The sequence below is a fragment of the Planctomycetaceae bacterium genome (genome assembly GCA_041398785.1).
Lineage (GTDB): Bacteria > Planctomycetota > Planctomycetia > Planctomycetales > Planctomycetaceae > JAWKUA01.
The window spans coordinates 75,080-92,485 of sequence record JAWKUA010000002.1; the positions used below are offsets into that span (position 1 = coordinate 75,080).

General features: G+C 59.6%; 14 protein-coding genes. 8 read left to right on the forward strand and 6 right to left on the reverse strand.

The window, feature by feature from the left end; translation table 11 throughout:
- Positions 1 to 3: 3 nt before the first annotated feature.
- Positions 4 to 945: a sugar phosphate isomerase/epimerase family protein gene (locus R3C19_02485; protein ID MEZ6059208.1), complete on the reverse strand. Its 942-nt coding sequence runs from the start codon at positions 943 to 945 to the stop codon at positions 4 to 6.
- Between the two features lie 355 nt (positions 946 to 1,300).
- Here R3C19_02485 and R3C19_02490 point away from each other — a divergent pair, with 355 nt between their 5' ends.
- Positions 1,301 to 2,005, forward strand: a complete 705-nt coding sequence (locus R3C19_02490) for a hypothetical protein (protein ID MEZ6059209.1) — start codon at positions 1,301 to 1,303, stop codon at positions 2,003 to 2,005.
- A 37-nt stretch (positions 2,006 to 2,042) separates the two neighbouring features.
- Here R3C19_02490 and R3C19_02495 read toward each other — a convergent pair whose 3' ends face one another.
- The 3 genes from R3C19_02495 to R3C19_02505 are packed head-to-tail and all read right to left on the reverse strand — an operon-like array spanning position 2,043 to position 3,385.
- Positions 2,043 to 2,348, reverse strand: a complete 306-nt coding sequence (locus tag R3C19_02495) for a type II toxin-antitoxin system RelE/ParE family toxin (GenBank protein ID MEZ6059210.1) — start codon at positions 2,346 to 2,348, stop codon at positions 2,043 to 2,045.
- Entirely contained in the window at positions 2,332 to 2,571 is a 240-nt protein-coding gene (locus R3C19_02500) for an addiction module protein (protein ID MEZ6059211.1), read from the reverse strand. Before R3C19_02500 ends, R3C19_02495 begins: the two co-directional genes overlap by 17 nt.
- 55 nt (positions 2,572 to 2,626) lie before the next feature.
- The gene (locus R3C19_02505) at positions 2,627 to 3,385 is read right to left on the reverse strand and encodes an ion transporter (protein ID MEZ6059212.1); all 759 of its coding nucleotides are present in this window, start codon (positions 3,383 to 3,385) and stop codon (positions 2,627 to 2,629) included.
- Positions 3,386 to 3,506: 121 nt separating this feature from the next.
- Here R3C19_02505 and R3C19_02510 point away from each other — a divergent pair, with 121 nt between their 5' ends.
- A complete protein-coding gene (locus R3C19_02510; protein ID MEZ6059213.1) occupies positions 3,507 to 4,010 on the forward strand; it encodes a tetratricopeptide repeat protein in 504 nt (167 codons plus the stop codon).
- A 66-nt stretch (positions 4,011 to 4,076) separates the two neighbouring features.
- On the opposite strand, the gene R3C19_02515 is transcribed toward R3C19_02510, so the two are convergent.
- Positions 4,077 to 8,486, reverse strand: coding sequence for a DUF3418 domain-containing protein (locus R3C19_02515; GenBank protein ID MEZ6059214.1), 4,410 nt, complete (start codon positions 8,484 to 8,486; stop codon positions 4,077 to 4,079).
- Positions 8,487 to 8,868: 382 nt separating this feature from the next.
- On the opposite strand from R3C19_02515, the gene R3C19_02520 reads away from it, so the two are divergent.
- The 6 genes from R3C19_02520 (at position 8,869) to R3C19_02545 (ending at position 16,501) form a co-directional block, all read left to right on the forward strand.
- The gene (locus R3C19_02520) at positions 8,869 to 9,786 is read left to right on the forward strand and encodes an NAD(P)-dependent oxidoreductase (protein ID MEZ6059215.1); all 918 of its coding nucleotides are present in this window, start codon (positions 8,869 to 8,871) and stop codon (positions 9,784 to 9,786) included.
- 319 nt (positions 9,787 to 10,105) lie between these two features.
- Positions 10,106 to 11,002: a 4-hydroxy-tetrahydrodipicolinate synthase gene (gene dapA / locus R3C19_02525; GenBank protein ID MEZ6059216.1), complete on the forward strand. Its 897-nt coding sequence runs from the start codon at positions 10,106 to 10,108 to the stop codon at positions 11,000 to 11,002.
- 268 nt (positions 11,003 to 11,270) lie between these two features.
- Entirely contained in the window at positions 11,271 to 12,044 is a 774-nt protein-coding gene (locus R3C19_02530; GenBank protein ID MEZ6059217.1) for a sigma-70 family RNA polymerase sigma factor, read from the forward strand.
- Between the two features lie 200 nt (positions 12,045 to 12,244).
- Positions 12,245 to 14,470: a serine/threonine-protein kinase gene (locus R3C19_02535; protein MEZ6059218.1), complete on the forward strand. Its 2,226-nt coding sequence runs from the start codon at positions 12,245 to 12,247 to the stop codon at positions 14,468 to 14,470.
- A gap of 90 nt (positions 14,471 to 14,560) precedes the next feature.
- Entirely contained in the window at positions 14,561 to 15,994 is a 1,434-nt protein-coding gene (locus R3C19_02540; GenBank protein MEZ6059219.1) for a sulfatase-like hydrolase/transferase, read from the forward strand.
- Between the two features lie 75 nt (positions 15,995 to 16,069).
- Entirely contained in the window at positions 16,070 to 16,501 is a 432-nt protein-coding gene (locus R3C19_02545; GenBank protein ID MEZ6059220.1) for a hypothetical protein, read from the forward strand.
- Positions 16,502 to 16,563: 62 nt separating this feature from the next.
- On the opposite strand, the gene R3C19_02550 is transcribed toward R3C19_02545, so the two are convergent.
- Positions 16,564 to 17,397, reverse strand: a complete 834-nt coding sequence (locus R3C19_02550; GenBank protein MEZ6059221.1) for a hypothetical protein — start codon at positions 17,395 to 17,397, stop codon at positions 16,564 to 16,566.
- Between the last annotated feature and the right edge of the window lie 9 nt (positions 17,398 to 17,406).

A 17,406-nucleotide genomic window follows, 5' to 3' on the forward strand; every position in this document is an offset into this window, starting at 1 on the left:
GCCTTACGCAAACGCATTGCGCAGCATCGCCAGACTTTTTGGAATCGCCGTGCGCGGATCCTCGTGACCTTCAAATTCCAGCGACACATACCCGTGGTAATTGTGCTTCGCCAAGAGTTTGGCGATTCGCGGATAGTCCAGATCCAGAGAATACCACAGGCCTCCGCCGTAGTAGGTTTTCGCCTGCACCAGCACGGCGTCGTCGGCCATCATCTCCAGCCGATCGTACGGATCTTCCAGAAAGTTGCCGGTGTCCAAAGTCGTCTTCAGCCACGGTGATTCAATGGCTTTCACGATCCGCATCACGCCTTCCGGAGTGCGTCCGAGTCCCCAGTGATTTTCCAGACCCAGCGTGACTCCACATTTTTCGGCCGTCGCCAGGCAGTCCGTCAGTCCCTGAATCACCCAGCCGAACGCTTCTTCTTCGGTATGTCCTTCCAGCACCGGCTCGATGCCGCGATTGGCCATCAGTTCGTCGAAACTGCCGCTGGTGCCCCATCGACCGGTGTTGACTCGCATCGTCGGGATGCCCAGCTTGTAGGCCAGCTCGATACTGTTAATCGTCTTCACTGTGTTCTTCTTTCGCTCTTCCGGATCGGGACTAACCCAGCCCTGGTGAGTCGAAAAGCCGCACAGATCCATGCCGTTGACAAATGCCCGCTGCTTTAGCCGCTGCAGCGCTGAGTTATCCTTTTCCAGCATCTGCATCTCCAGGATTTCGACGCCGTCGAAGCCCCATTCGGCCGCCAGGTCAATGCACTTTTCGATCGGCCGCAGCTCTTCGTTTTCAAACTGCCAGAACGAATAGCTGGAAACGGCGAAGCGAGTCGCCCGCTTTGGAGCAGACGGTTTGCCTTCATCCGCTGCTGAAATGGCCGGACAACGAGACGCAACGAACCCGGCGGCGATCGATCCCAACGCAGTACGACGATTCAGACGTAACACTGTGGCGGCTCCCGGAATGAGTATGGTGCTGTTCAAACGACAGATTACCACGTGCCGTCTGCCGAACAAGCCGAGCGCCGCCGCTCCCCCGTCATTCCCGCGCACGCGGGAATGACGGAGCGCGTGGCGGCGCACTGGGTTCCTGCCGGCGCGGGACTGACGGGGAGAACGCGCATAGTGACAATGCCGCGGGAATAACAGGACGAACTTCGACGCAAAAATCACTCTGCCCATGACAGCGGTCTCCACCCGCGCCCGCGTCGCTGGATTGGTGTTGACCCCTCGCTTCGAATCGCCGTACTCTTTCTCGCGCCCTTGAAATTCCCGCCTTCGATCCCGCGACCGGACCGCGCAAATGCATCGCGTCGCACAGCTTTGTTTCATCGTCATCGTCCCGTTGCTGTGCGGTTGCACGGGAATCGGAACGTCTCGCTGGGCCATGGACGATCCGGTCTACGCCGAAAAATACGGGCAACCGTACTCCTCGAATGATGCGCAGAAAGTCACACGGATGATGAAGCAGTCCCTGGACGCTCGCTTCATTTCGGGCCGCAACGGAGGCTACGCGGGGCTCGGCGTGCTGGGAGCGGAACTCGGCGTGCTCCGGTTTCCGACGGCTTATTCGGAAATCCGCGGCGGACTGAAGGGTCAGTTGAATTCCGGCACCGGCACGGCAGGCCTGGACGTCTCCGCGCGGCTGCAGACACCAACGCGGCTGGCACCATTTATCGGCGTCGGCGGCTATCTGGGTGGCGGGTCCGATGTTTCTGCCGTCAGCGACGGGCGTGACAACGATCACGACGGATTCATTGACGAAGTCGGAGAAAAACGCAGCCAGGGGATCTTCACGCTCTATCCGGAAGCCGGTCTGCATTTCTGGATGACGCCCAAAAGCCGGCTGTCGCTGGTGGCTCAGGTCCATCTGGCACCGCAATCCGACGTCGACGATTTCGGCTACGTCGGCGTCCAGTGGTCCATCCTCGACGGACTCCACGGCCTGTGGAACAGCGAAGACGGCGACGGCGAATGGAGTCGGCTGCGCGATGACGAGCTGCCGTGAGTGTGTCCGCTGGCTCCGCATGTGCTGCAGACTGAGGTCAATCTCTTCTCAACCGCGCTGACCAGTAACCTGGTTCTCGGTTGCAGTGGGCTACCGCGATAATCTGAATAGACTCCTCGCGAATGCGATACACGATCACGTATGGAAATCGGCGCATCAGATAGTGGCGAGTCCCGTGCAGGAACGTCGGCCAGCGCGTTGGGAATTGGCCGATCTGTGCGATGCCGATGTCAAGTTCGTCCAAGAACTCGTCGGCCAGCTTTGAACTTCGCTCAGAATACCACAGCCGTGACGCACGCGATTCGACAATGGCTTCCGGATGCAGTTCAACAGGAAGCGTCATCGTCTGCGACGATCATCCTGCGTGCTTCGGACCAGGGAACCGGTTGCACTGAACCGTCGTCCAATTCCTGAATCCGTCTATGAATTTCGTCGCTCCATGCAGGAAGTACGTCGGATTTGTCAGCACGTTCCAGACTCTGAATCAGTCGAGCCGCCAGCGCCGCGCGTTCGGATTCCGAAAGGGCCAGCGCATCGTGGTACAGTTGTTCTGTAGACTGCATCATGAGCCCAGAATAGCGAACAGATCTCGGCCAGGGCAATCGGTCGATTGGATTTCGGCTACCTCGGGCAATTCCCGTTTGTGACTCGCTCAGGGGCATCTTCGGTTCCGGTTGGCGTCAATTCGAGTTCGCGAGCTTTCGAAAGAGCCGACGCCACCAGTCCAGCCGGAACCGACACGATTCCCAGACCAATCAACAGCACAAAGAAGGTGAAAACCCGCCCGCCGACGGTAACCGGATAGACGTCGCCGTATCCGACCGTCGTCAGCGTTGCGACCGCCCACCACATGCTGTGAAACACCGATGCAAAGACGTCCGGCTGAGCCTCGTGTTCGAAGTAGTAGATGCCGACGGATGACAGGTACATCAACATCGCTGTCACGCACAGAAACAGCACAATCTCCTCACGAGCGATCAGCAGCGCCCGATGAAACCGGCGAATCGCCTTGCTGTAACGCACCAGCTTCAGGATTCTGAACAGCCGAAGTAATCGAAACACACGAACGGATCTGAGATCGACACCGAATGACAGATAAAACGGAAGAATGGCGATCAGATCGATGATGCCAAAGAAGCTCGTCACAAACCGTAGCCGGTGATCTGCCACGGCGAGTCGGAGGACATACTCAACAGTAAAGACTGCCACGAACACAACCTCGCAGCCCTGCAGAATGGAGTACGTCTGAGATGAAAGATTCGGCAGCGTTTCAATCGAAAACGTGAACAGAGAAGCGACGATGAGTCCCTGAATCGTGAGGTCAAACAGGCGTCCGGGCCTTGTGTCGGAACGTTCGATGATGTCCTTGATGGTTTTCAAAGTCAGGGTCCTCAGAGCGGTATGACCTTCACGGCCGCGTGTCGAATTGTAAGAGTGCAGCTTGATCCCTTGTGCGTCGTGAAGGAGTGGAACGCTTGGCGGTACATCCGGAGCATCTTAGATGAAGAAGGCGTTTGGATTCGTCGTTCTGTCAATGACGATCATTCTTCCAGTCGGGTGTACCGTGGAACGACCGCTGACACTCGTTGTCTACAGGTACGATCCGGTTGACCAGCATTCAACCATCGTCGGTGACCGCGATCGCGTTGCCGCGCTCGTTTGGAACCGAATCACGTCTGGTGAGTACGAACAGGCATTGTGGGACGCGAACGCTGCGATCGCCGACATCGGCAACGAAGCTGAGCCCGACAAGAGTCTGCTGGCGGAACTCAATCTTCAGACTGGAATTGCAAGCTGGAAACTCAATCGTCGTGCTGACGCCATTGCCTGCTATTCGAAGGCGATCGACGTCATGCCGGATTGTTGGGAGGCACACTTTCATCGTTGGATCACTCTCGAAGCGGTCGGCGATTCCGAGGCCGCTGAGCGGGACCGGGCGCGCGGCATGCAGTTGAAGCCGTCAGTGTTTTCTAAGCGATACTCTCCGGACGGCGGGGTGATCTGACCCCAGGCATGGCCTGCGAACTGAGGTCGCGCAGCGCGGATGCAGGCATCTGGGCAGGGACGATGTTCACGTCACCTTCAGCCAGTGTTCGTCGAGCTTCTCACCCGACACAGTGATGGCGGTGCCGAGTTTTGGGGCGAACAGGCCGATGCGGTATTCTTCCAGCATCCAGCGATAGTGGTCCAGCATCGGATCACGGCGATTCTGCCGTTTGTGTTGCTCGCGGCGTTCTTCGTAGCGTTGCTGGTACGGAATGAACTGTGACTGCAGTTCGAGTTCCGTCTTCAGGCCGCCGGAAGCCAGTCGCTGCAGTCGCTGGCGAATTCCGGCGAGGTATCGCGGGTACTGGATCAGCCACGGCCAGGGTGTCGTCGCCAGAAAGTCGGAACGCATCAGTTCGCTGAACTGCTGCTGCAGCGCGTCGACAGGGACTTTCCAGCCGGGGTTCTTCGCGGCGTCCAGTTGCCGACGAGTCACGTGGTAGTGTTCAAAAATCTGCGGAATCAGTTGGATGAATTCCTGAGCCACCGTGCCCAGCAGCTTGCGGCCGTTGTCCAGAGTCTGTTCGAAGGCAGCTTTGTTGCGAGGCAGTTCCTTTGCGGACAGGTACGCTCGTTCGGCCATCAGTTGTTGCAGTTGTGCGACGACGTTCAAACCACGAATCGACGACGCTTTGATCCGCAGGTCGTTGAGTTTCGGCAGGTTTTCGACCTGCTGCCGGATGCGTTTTTCGTCGGACAGCAGGATGAGCCGGCGAAGACCTCGCTTCATTGTGGCCTGAGATTCCGCAGCGGTCTGGCACAGTGTCAGTGAAACCGAAGTGTCATCATCGCGCAGAGCGGGGAAGGATTTGATGACCATCCCCGCTCGTTCAATGTCGATGCTTGCCGGAACGTCGCCGAACTCCCACGACTTGAATTCCTTACGATGCCATCGGACTTCTTCCGGAGACGGGCCGGTTTGTGTCGTGACGGTGTGAACTTTCTGAGCAAGCTGCTGGCGCACTGCATCGACGCTGCGCCCTTCGGCGAGTGGTTTCCGGTCGGTGCTGATGACGTTGATGTTGAATCTCAGGTGATCGGGCAGTGACGACAGGTCGAAGCTGTTTGGATCAATTCGTTCGCCGGCGATCCGAGACAGCAGATCGGCAACCGTTGTCAGCAGATTGCCGGTGCCGAATTTCAGGTAGCCGCAGACCTTCTTCGCGGTGTCCGGAGCGGGCACGAATTTGGTTCGCAGCGTCTTCGGCAGCGAACGAATCAGCGCGACGACTTTCTCTTCCACCAGTCCCGGCACCAGCCAGCTTAGGCGATTGTCATCAAGCTGCGGCAGCGCGTCCGCCGGCACGGTCACGGTGACTCCGTCGGCGCTGGTTCCGTGCCCAAGCTGGTAAGTCAGCGGCAGCGTCATCGCTCCGATCTGAATCGTCGGCGGAAAGTCCGCGTGGCTGTCGTCTCGCTGCTCCTGATGCGTGAACTGATTGATGTCGAACTTCAGCAGCCCGGGATTCGTCCTGTGAGTTTTCTGATACCACTTCCGCAGCCGGACGCGGTCCGCGATGTCGGCGGGAATCTGCTGCGCGTAGATTTCGAACAGCATGTCGTCGGTCGGCAGCAGGTCGTGCTGGCGAGTTCGAGCCTGCAGGTCCTTCACTTCGTCCAGGACTCGAAGGTTGTGTCGCAGGAACGGGAAGTCCTTGGACCACGGCGTGTTTGAGATTTGAGATTTGAAATTTGAAATTTGAAGTTTCGGACTTGAGATTTGAGACTGACTGCGGCCCGGCACCAGTCTCGATCGGCTTCCCAGCAGCAGCTCTTTTTCTTCGTCGTCATAGTCCGACCGGCGTTCGTCTTCGGTCCGTCCGAACAGCAGGCCGAGTTCCACCAGGCCGTGCTGAATCAGCAGTTCCCGCGACTTCACCGGGTCGACCTTCGCATACGTCACCTTACGCCGCGGAACGATGGGCAGGCCCCACAGTGAGACTTTTTCGAACGCCATCACGTTGCCCGCGTCGGAGTCCCAGTGCGGTTCGCTGTATTCTCGCGTGACCAGATGCATGGCCAGCGGTTCGATCCATTCCGGCTGAACTCGCGCGATTGTGCGAGCGTAGCGTTTCGTCGTTTCGACCAGTTCGCCGGCGACGAACCATTTGGGGCTCTTCGAAAACAACGCCGAACCCGGCCAGATCGCCAGCTTGTTGCCTCCGGCTCCGGTGTATTCACCGTCGGCGGACTTGTACGCGAGGTTCGCCAGCAGTCCGGTCATGAGTGCTCGGTGAATCGCCGCGAAGTCGTTTTTGCGGTCTTTGGTGTGATGCAACGAGGCCGCTTTCTTCAGCGCGTTGTCGCCGCTTTCGGACAGCAGGTCTCGCAACTGTCGATGCACGTCAATCCATTCACGCATCCGCATCCATGAGATGAAATTCTGGCGACACCATTTCTTCAACTGGCCGCCGGAAAGTTTCTTCTTCTGTTCGTGCCACGCGTCCCACAGGTTGACGTAGGTCAGGAAGTCGCTGTCTGCGTGATTGAACTTCGCGTGAGCTTCGTCGGCGGCCTGCTGTTTGTCGATCGGTCGTTCCCGCGGATCCTGAGTCTCCAGCGCCGCGGCGATGACCAGAACTTCCGGCACGGCGTGTTCGTCAATCGCCGCCAGAATCATGCGGCTGATGCGCGGATCAACCGGCAGTCGAGCCATTTGTCGGCCGATTGTGGTGAGAACTACGTCGTTGCTGCTGTGATTGTCCCTTCTCGCCTCGAAAGGGAGAGGGTCAGGGGGAGGGGTCTTGTGTTTCGCGTGACGTGTTTCTGAAGATTCACCGCCAGAGCGTGGCTCCCTCATCCGGCCTCCGGCCACCTTCTCCCCGTCGGGGGAGAAGGAACGCGATGCGATTGCTCTCGACTCTCGACCCTCAACCCTCAACTCTTCCTCGATCGCCCCCAGTTCTTCGAGCGTCTTGTAACCCTCTTTCACCGTCGTCGGTCGCGGCGGATCGAGAAACGGGAAATCTTCCAGCCGCCCGAGCTGCAGGTGCAGCGTGCGAAGGATCACGGCGGCAAGATTCGTGCGCTGAATTTCCGGCGACGTGAACGCTTCGCGCGCGAGGAAGTCTTCTTCACTGTAAAGCCGGATGCAGATGCCCGGAGCGATTCGTCCGCACCGGCCGGCTCGCTGATTGGCGGACGCCTGCGACACCGCTTCGATCGGCAGCCGCTGCATTCGCGACCGAGCCGAATACCGACTGATACGAGCCGTACCGGTGTCGACCACGTAACGAATTCCGGGGACCGTCAGTGATGATTCCGCCACGTTGGTCGCCAGCACGATGCGGCGATGCTGGTACGACTGAAACACCTTCGCCTGATCGGCCATCGACAGTCGTCCGAACAGCGGCACGATCTGAGTCGGGTGCTGGTGAGTGTCACCGGGGTATTTGCGTCCGCTGAGTTTTCTGTCGGCTTCCCGGATATCTCGTTCGGTTGGCAGGAAAACGAGAATGTGACCGCTGCCGTTTTCAGCGAGTTCGTCGATCGCGTCGGAAACGCCGTCCAGCCAGTCGCGGTCGGCCCTCACCCCGATGTTTCTGCTGGACGCAGAAACATCTCCCTCTCCCGCTCTGCGGGCGAGGGGACGCAGGTGCGATGCACTGCTATCGGCGGGATCGGAGTCCCATCGTACATCATCGTCCAGCGGTCGGTATCGAATTTCGACCGGGTACGTTCGTCCTTCGACCAGCAGCACCGGAGCCGGCGCTTCCGGTGTTCCGAAGTGCTCAGCAAACCGTTCGGCGTCGATTGTCGCGGACGTGATGATGATTCGCAGATCGGGGCGTTTCGGCAGTAGTCGTTTCAGGTAGCCCAGCAGGAAGTCGATGTTCAGCGACCGTTCGTGAGCTTCGTCGACGATGATCGTGTCATACTGTTCCAGAAGGCGGTCGGACTGAGTTTCCGCCAGCATGATTCCGTCGGTCATCAGGCGAATGAGCGTGTTCGGCCCGGACGAATCATTGAAGCGAATTCGGTAGCCGACCTGTTTTCCGAGTTCGCAGTTCAGTTCTTCCGCCAGGCGAGTCGCAATCGACCGCGCGGCGATGCGGCGCGGCTGAGTGTGCCCGATGACTCCGCCGACGCCTCGGCCGAGTTCCAGGGCAATCTTCGGCAACTGAGTCGACTTGCCGGAACCTGTTTCGCCGCAGACGACGATGACCTGATGATCTCGGATCGCGTCAGCGATTTCCGTTCGTCGTTCGACGACAGGCAGGTCGGACGGGTACGTAATTTTCGGAACGCCGGCGGCGCGCCGTTGGCGCAGTTGTGACGACGCTTCAAGCTGCCGGGTGAACTTCGCGAGATTTCGATCAAACGGCTTCCCTGCCCGTTCGGCGTTCTTCATCGACCGCAGCAAGCGGCGCAGCGAGTGCTGGTCGGCATTCATCGCCGAAGGAATCGCATCGTGAAATTTCGTGAGTGCTGACATGAGACTGGATTCGTTTAGCCCGCGGTCGCAGACCAAGCGGTCATATTCTCAGCGGGCGGCACGCATTTTCCCCTCGCCCGTGAAGCGGGAGAGGGAGATTCTTCTGCGTCCAGCAGAAGAATCGGGGAGAGGGCCGACCGCGCACCACGAGCGGTTGCGCCGCCAGACCTCCCGGCGTTGAAGCAGCTGAACGCCGCCTCAACGGCGACCCTCCCGCGGCGCGTGAGGGTGTTGAGATCGGACGTGACGTGACAAATTGAACGCCAATGCGTTTCACTCGCACCGTGGCATGCGACGCACTTTACTCACGGCGAGGTGTGCGACATCATGCGGCCCCTCGCAAGACCCGACTCACAGACACTTCAAACGCGGGAAGATTACGATGGCAGCTCCGACGATTGAACCAGGAAAGACTCGCATTGGCTGGATTGGCACCGGAGTCATGGGCTCCAGCATGTGCGGGCATCTGATAAAGGCGGGTTTTTCCGCCACTGTTTACAGCCGCACGAAAGCGAAAGCTCAGCCACTTCTGGACAGCGGCGCGACGTGGGCAGGTTCGCCGAAAGCTGTCGCTGAGAACTCGGACGTCGTGTTTTCCATCGTCGGTTTTCCTCACGACGTGCGCGAAGTGCTGCTGGGAAATGACGGAGCACTCACCGGAGCCGCTGCCGGAAGCGTCCTTGTCGACATGACCACCAGCCAGCCGTCTCTGGCCGTTGAAATCTACGACGCAGCGAAAGCGAAAGGAGTTGCCAGCGTGGACGCTCCTGTGTCCGGCGGCGATGTCGGCGCAAAGAACGCCGCTCTGTCAATCATGATCGGCGGCGACAAGGATGTCGTCGACGCCCTGCAGCCGTGCTGGAACGCGATGGGAAAAACGATCGTCCATCAGGGCTCGGCCGGAGCGGGTCAGCACACGAAAATGGTCAACCAGACTCTGATCGCCACGGGAATGATCGGAGTCTGCGAAGCGTTGCTGTACGGACACAAAGCGGGACTGGATCTTCCCACGGTTCTGCAATCGGTCGGCAGCGGCGCGGCGGGAAGCTGGTCGCTGAGCAATCTCGGGCCGCGAATTATCGACAACAACTTCGACCCGGGCTTCTTCGTCGAGCACTTCATCAAGGACATGGGGATTGCTCTGGACGAATCAAGACGCATGGGCCTGTCGATGCCGGGCCTGGCGCTGGCTCATCAGCTTTATCTGTCTGTGCAGGCTCAGGGACACGGCCGGGACGGAACGCATGCTCTGCAGTTGGCACTGGCCAGTATGGCGAACGTGGACTGGAAGGGGCGGTAGCCTGACAGCCGAGCATTGCCTTCGTCGTTCCCGTACCCGCGCCCCGTCATTCCCGCGCAGGCGGGAACCCAGTATGCGAGGCTGGGTTCCCGCCTCCGCGGGAATGACGGGGATGTAGGTGCCGACGGCCCGGCGGCAACTCGAACGTGAGTTGCGTGTTCGGGTTCCGTCCCGCCGCCGAAACCTACTGGGTTCCCGCCTGCGCGGGAATGACGGGTGCGGGAATGACGGGGCGTCGACGGCGTGCGAATTGCGACTCATTCGCGCAGACGATAGCCTTCGCCGTTTCTGTCCCCTCACCCTGGCAATTGAAGACACGATGACGCGCAGAGGCGAAATGTTTTCCGGGCTGGCAGTGGCTCTCGTCACACCGATGAATCCGGATGAGTCCCTGAACGAAGACATGCTGCGGCAGCTTGTCGATTTCCACGTCGAGTCCGGGACGGACTGTCTGGTTCCCGTGGGCACGACCGGCGAAAGTCCGACCCTGTCTCACGAGGAACACGACCGCGTCATCCGCATCGTTTGCGAACACGCGGCGGGTCGAATCAAAGTCATGGCGGGAACCGGCTCCAACAGCACGGCCGAAGCCATTCGGCTGACGAAGCAGGCGAAATCCGTGGGAGCTGATGGAGCCCTGCTGGTGGCTCCGTATTACAACAAGCCGACTCAGGAAGGCTTCTTTCAGCACTACAAAGCCGTCGCGGACGCCGTCAGCATTCCGCAGGTGGTTTACAATATTCCCGGCCGTTCGGCGAAGAACATTGAGCCGGACACAATCTGCCGCATTGCCGAAGCTTGTCCGAATGTCGTGGCGGTGAAGGAATCCACCGGGTCGATGGATCAGGCGTCGCAGATTCTTTCCGCGTCCGATCTGACCGTTCTTTCCGGCGACGACAGCCTGACTCTGCCGCTGATGGCTCTGGGAGGCAGCGGAGTCATTTCTGTCGCCGGGAACATCGTTCCGCAGGACGTCAGGGCAATGGTCACGGCATTCATGAACGGACACGTCGCGGAGGCTCAGCGGTGGCACCACAAGCTGTTCCCGCTGTGCCGTGACATGCTGGGTCTGTCGACGAATCCGATCCCGGTGAAAGCTGCGATGGCTCTGGTCGGCAAAGACTGCGGGCCGGTGCGTCTGCCGATGACAGCACTCAGTCCCGGCGAACTGGACAAGCTGCAACTGACGCTGAAGAACTACGGGCTGATTTCATAATCGTTCAGGACGGCTGCGTCTCTTCGAGCGTACGCTGCCAGCGAGCCGCAATCGCCGTGAACGCCGCCGTTTCGGTATCGTCCAGCCGCATATTCCCATGCCGCTCTGAAAAACCGGATGAGCCTTCTTCTTGGTCGCGACTTGCTGATTGCCGGAGCATTCATCGCCGGTCCGTTCTATCCACGGCGGCCGGTGAAGCGATAGAGTGTGCTGAGGTTCATCATCGGAAGTCGCAACACGGTCAATAGTGCCGCCCCGGACGAGTCGCATGAGCCGCATGGGAGACTCAAGTCAGCCGCAAAACCAACTGCCGTCGGACAACCCGGCCGCGGGCGCACGGTTTCAGACGACACAGTGGACCGTGGTGCTCGCGGCCGGGCGGGCGGGGCAGGGCGATTCGCAGGAAGCCCTGGCCGAACTTTGCCGGACGTATTGGTATCCCGTCTATGCGTACATTCGGCGGCGCATCGGTGACATTCACGAATCTCAGGATCTGACCCAGGCTTTCTTTGAGCAACTCCTTGAAAAAGCCACGATCAGTTCCGCTGATCCGGAGCGGGGCCGCTTCCGGTCGTTCCTGCTGACGGCCTGCAAGCGATTTCTGATCAACGAATGGCAGAAGGCTCGTGCGGAAAAACGCGGCGGCGGTCAACGACCGCTGTCTCTGGATTTTGATTCCGCGGAATCACGGTATTCCATCGTCGCCGTTGACAACGTGACGCCGGAGCGGCTGTTCGAGCGGCAATGGGCGATGACATTACTGAGTCAGGTGCTGGGAACTCTGAAGGACGAATACGCGGCTCGCGGAAAGTCTGAACACTTTGAAGCCCTGAAGACGTTTCTGTCCGGTCGCAGGTCGACGGACGCATACGCCGCGGCGGCAGAATCACTCGGTCTGTCTGACGGAGCCGTCAAGGTGGCCGCTCACCGGATGCGGCAGCGATACCGTGAGCTGATTCGTTCCAGAATCGCCGACACGGTCGAAGACCCGGAAGACGTCGACAGCGAGATTCACGGCCTGTTCGCCGCGCTGGGACGTTGAGCCTGCGTGAGCGGCCGCGTCAGTCACGAACTCAGCCCTTCGACGTATTCGCGGTGCGGGATGCGCGCGAGGTCGGGCTAAACGTTCTGCTCGTCGAATCGACGAAAAATCTCCGAATTCGTCTGTAATCTTTCGTCTTGTTTCCTGAAGAGCTTACCGGAGATCACAATATCGTCGAATCTGTTGCTTAAGGAATCACTATGGCCCCGTCGTCGCGTTGCCCCGAATGCGGTGCGGAAATCCCGGAATCCACTCCCGAAGGTCTGTGCCCGAAATGCCTGATGGGAGCGGCTCTGGATGACAGCGATCAACCGCTGGAAAACAGCCCGTTCGCCGAGACAACGCCGCAGCCGGCTGCGTTTGTCCCGCCGTCACCGAGGCATCTGGCGCCGCTGTTTCCTCAGTTGGAGATTCTGCAACTGATCGGCCACGGCGGCATGGGAGCCGTCTATAAGGCTCGCCAGAGAAAGCTGGATCGGCTGGTAGCGCTGAAGATCATTCGGCCGGAGTCGGCTCACGATCCTGCGTTTGCGGAACGATTCAACCGGGAAGCACGCACACTGGCGCGACTCAGTCACCCGAACATCGTCGCTGTCCACGATTTCGGAGAGGTTTCAACAGGCGCTGACCCAGGTTCTCCCGTCGAGCCCCAGGCGCTGCCGCAGGCTGACGACGCCGACGGTAACGCTGCAACGGCGGCTCGCCGGGAGCCTCCGTCGACAGCACAGGACGGTTCGACTCTGTATTTCTTCGTGATGGAATTCGTGGACGGACCCAACCTGCGACAGCTCATGCAGTCCGGTTCAACGCGGAAGGCAAACGCCGTGACACCGGAACAGGCGATGACCATTGTTCCCCAGGTCTGTGACGCGCTGCAGTACGCTCACCAGGAACGTGTGGTTCACCGCGATATCAAACCGGAAAACATACTCGTCGACTCGCGCGGCCGAGTGAAGATCGCCGACTTCGGGCTCGCCAAGCTGGCAACCAGCGCTCCCGAACACTTCACGCTGACGGGTACTCACCAGGTCATGGGGACGCCTCGCTACATGGCTCCGGAACAAATGGCGGGGTCACGAGCGGTCGATCATCGAGCCGACATCTATTCGCTGGGTGTCGTGCTGTACGAAATGCTGACCGGCGAACTTCCCATGGGATCGTTTGAGCCTCCGTCACAGCGTGCCGCCGTCGACGTGCGTGTCGACAATGTGGTGCTGAAGGCACTGGCCTCAGATCCGGATCGGCGCTACCAGCATGCCGGTGAGTTCGCGTCGGAACTGGTCGCGGTTGCTCCGCAGGCGGCCTCGCAGCTGAGCATGGCGTCGCCGTATCCCCAGCCATGGCCGGGCCCGTCGACAATACTGGACAATGCTGTGGAAGCAGCGGTCAACAGTGTGCGCGAAGGACAGATTCGTCGCCTGGCACGGCACCGGAATGCTCCTGCGGTCCTGGCAATGCTGATGTCGGCCGGAATCATTGCTGCGACCGTTCTGCTGTTCCTGCCATTCGGACTCAACATGAATCGTCTGCCGATGAACGTCGGCGAACCGGCGCTTTCCATTGGGCTGGTCAGTCTGATTCTGCTGCTGACGCTGTTCAGCATTGGTACGCTGCGAGATCAGCCAGCCGGTCGTCCGTGGGCCATTTTGCTGGGAGGGGCCATCCTGTTGCCGATGGGGATTGCCGCTCGTGGTCGCGTCGCCCTGGCGCTGGAAGGCAGCCTGCCTCACGCTTCGGAAGCGGAATGGTGGCTGATCGCCGTGTTCGGCTTCATTGTCGTCCTGCTGTTCTCGGGAGCCTGGGATCTGCGGAACTGGCTGAACCGGCCGATTGCAACGGAAGCACTCCAGCCGCCGCAAAGACTGGCATCGTCCCGCACATCGGACGTGACGCAGGGGCGTGACGGCGTCTCACTGGAGATCGCCCGGATCGAAAGCGAGGGACTTCCCGATGTCTGCATGGTCTGCGGCGATCCGGCACCCGAACGAGTCAGCAAGAAGTTTTCGTATCAGTCCGATTCGGCTCAGATGCTGACAGCTGCAGGAATCTTCCTGGGTCTCATCCCGGGACTTATCGTCGCCGCGATGACACATCATCAACTGCGAGTCTCCTGTCCGATGTGTGCGCGACACACAAACCACTGGAGCGGTTTCGCCTGGTTCGCCGGCGCCGGCTGGTTGCTGATTCCGGCACTGGCGGGATGCGGCTGGGGGCTGGGACTTCTGGCCGATACCAACAGCTATGCCGGCGCGACGACCGCCGCCATCAGTCTGGGAGTTGCCGGAATTGCCGTCTATGTGATCCAACTGATTCGCACCGGCACGTCACTGGTCCGGTGCGAACGCATCACAGGTGACCGAATCGACTTTGGACGTGTGTCTTCGCGGTTCGCCCGCGCCGTTCGAAGCACGAAGCACGGCGCATGATCTGTACGTTTGTTGTTCCCGCGCCGTCCGCCTAAGCTGCCGTCCCCACTGTGTCCCCGGAACAGCAATCGCAGCAGAGAACCCGGCACGATGACCGACACTCGTCCGAACATCATCTTTATTATCACCGATCAGCAGCGATTCGACACGATCCGCGAGCTGGGTTTTGATTATATGGAAACTCCGCACCTGGATCGCCTGGTGCGCGAAGGCACCACATTCACCAACGCACATATTTCCGCGCCAAGCTGCGCTCCTTCGCGGGCCAGTCTGTTCACCGGCTACTTCCCGCACACCACCGGCATTCTGAAAAACGCGGACGCCTGGAATCACGGCTGGATCGAACTACTGGCCGACAGCGGATACCGCTGCATCAATATCGGAAAAATGCACACCTATCCCTATCACACAACCATGGGCTTCCACGAACGCTACGTCGTCGAAAACAAGGACCGCTACATGGAAGAGCGGTTTTACTACGACGAATGGGACAAGGCGCTGCACGCGCGCGGGCTGGTGAAACAGCAGAGGGAACTGTATCGCAAGCGCAGTGACTACCGGGACAGCCTGGGAGCCTTCCTGTGGGAACTGGATGAGGATATGCAGTCGGACAACTTTGTCGGCAATATGGCGACGTGGTGGATTGACACGAAGCCAGTCCCCGATCAGCCGCTGTTCCTGCAGATTGGCTTCCCCGGACCGCATCCGCCGTACGACCCAACTCCTGCGGAAGCCGCCAGATACATGGACAAGACGCTGCCACTGCTGGCAGTGACGCAGGAAGAACTCGACAGTCAGCCGCGAGCATTCAAGGTGCTGCAGCAGCACAACTACGACATTGACCATGACAGCGTCGTGCATAAGGGCGAACCGACGCGTGAAGAACGGCACAAACAGCGAGCCTACTATCTGGCCAATGTCACAATGATCGACACAAAGGTCGGTGAGATTCTGCAGTCGCTGGAACGCCGCGGGTATCTCGATAACGCAGTGGTCATCTTCACCAGCGATCACGGCGACTGTCTGACGGACCACGGTCACAGCCAGAAATGGACGATGTACGATATCATCACCAGAATGCCGGTTATTGTCTGGAGCCCTGGTCGCTTTGAAGCCGGACGCCGCATCGACGGACTCTGCCAGCAGATGGATATTGGTCCGGCCATACTGGAACTTGGGGGCGTTGATGTGCCGAAAACCATGGAAGCCGAATCACTGCTGCCTGCCCTGGAAGGTCGCGACTGGACGCCGCGGAAATATGTCTATGCCGAGCACGGGCAGGACCATATTCTGGACGGCACGGACTTTATGACAATGGTCCGCAGTGACACCTGGAAGCTGGTCCATTTCATTGATGAAGACGAAGGTCAGCTCTTCGATCTGGCCAACGACCCGGATGAGATGAAAAACCTTTGGCGCAGTGCGCAGCATTCCGTACAGAAGCAGGCATTACTGGCGGAACTTCGTGAGTGGCGCTGTCGCAGCACGGTGCGGACCGCTCAATGGGCGGCACGGTTTCGATAGCACGTGCGAGTACCGTCGTTTCACGTGGAATCGGCAACGACCATCGCCGGTTCCCGCAGGTGAGGAGAACGGAACGTGAGTGAACGGCTGCACGGCGTGATCTTCGAAGCCGATGAGGCGACTGCGGCTGATTTCTTTTGTGAACTGCCGCCCGTCACCTTCCTGCGGCTGGTCCCGCTGGAATCGAGCGGCCTGTGGGCGATTTTTACGGAGGGATGGCCGGGCGACAATGACGTGCTGGACGACATCGCGATTAAGTGCTCTCGACAGTTCGGAAAGGTGGTTCGCTACGCCTACGACAGCCGCGTCGATTTTTTCAGCGATCTCTACGAACACGGAGTCCTGACGCAGTCCCAAATGCCAAAGGAGAGAGGAGTTCCCCTGCTGGCGAAGTACCCGTTTCCGTCAAACGCCAAAGAACCGGGGCTGGACGAGCAAATCGACTCGGCATATCGCAGCGGATACGACCGGGCTTTGCTGAGTACATGGTGGCGGCCGTCGTCTTGATCCACCCGGCGGACGGTGTGCGTCTCGCCGACGGTCAAAGTTAATTCGGGCGAAAGCATCTACTACGCAATCCGAAACTCCGTTCGGTTGCCTTCCGCGTCCATGACTCCCAGCCGTACGAATTGACCTTCATCGACAGAGACGACGGCGGTGGGCTGATCCGGGTCGGGCATAATGGACTCCCGATGTTCGCGGATGCCGGGGCACAGGAAGTCGTTGCAGGTCGAACTTCGCTTTTCGCGAGGCATCGCGCAGCCGGCATTCGTTTGATACAGACAGGCGTCGTTCTGAGATGCTTCCGGAATGCGGTCGATGTAGTCGTCAATCATTTCCTCGGCCGTTAGTTCCGGTTCGTTGACAAGTCGCCACGCCAGGAATTCCGGCAGCAGGTAGGCGTGCAGATGACCCATGCGGCAGCACCAGCCTCGGCAGGTGGAACACGCATTGATGACGGCTCGTGAGTCGTAGTCGTGATCGCGCGGTTCGTAGCGGCTAAGCAGATCACCGTTGTGATAGGGATTCGCCGCGAGCTGTGCGGCCTCCGCGAAGTGTTCTTCAAGCGTCCGTCGGAACGCGGCAATGCGTTCCGGCGGCTGCGGGGCCTGGTCATAATCGATACCGGGAACCACGATCAGTCGCAGATCGCCCGATTCGGTCTGCTTCAGGACGTCGGGAAACTGCTCACGAAGTTTCCGGCGGGCGCCATCGACAAGTGCGGCCTGTTCGTCGCGTTCCTTTTGTTTCTGCTTTGCGATCTGCCGCTGCAGCCAGGGGCCGCGACACTTCAGGTCGCCGCAGATGTTTTCATGGATCTCGTGGACCGTGGAAAGCTGGTTGCCGCAGGAAGGACAGTACCTAACGGGGCCGGGAGGCTTGTAGTGGGGAACTAACGGCATCGCTGAATA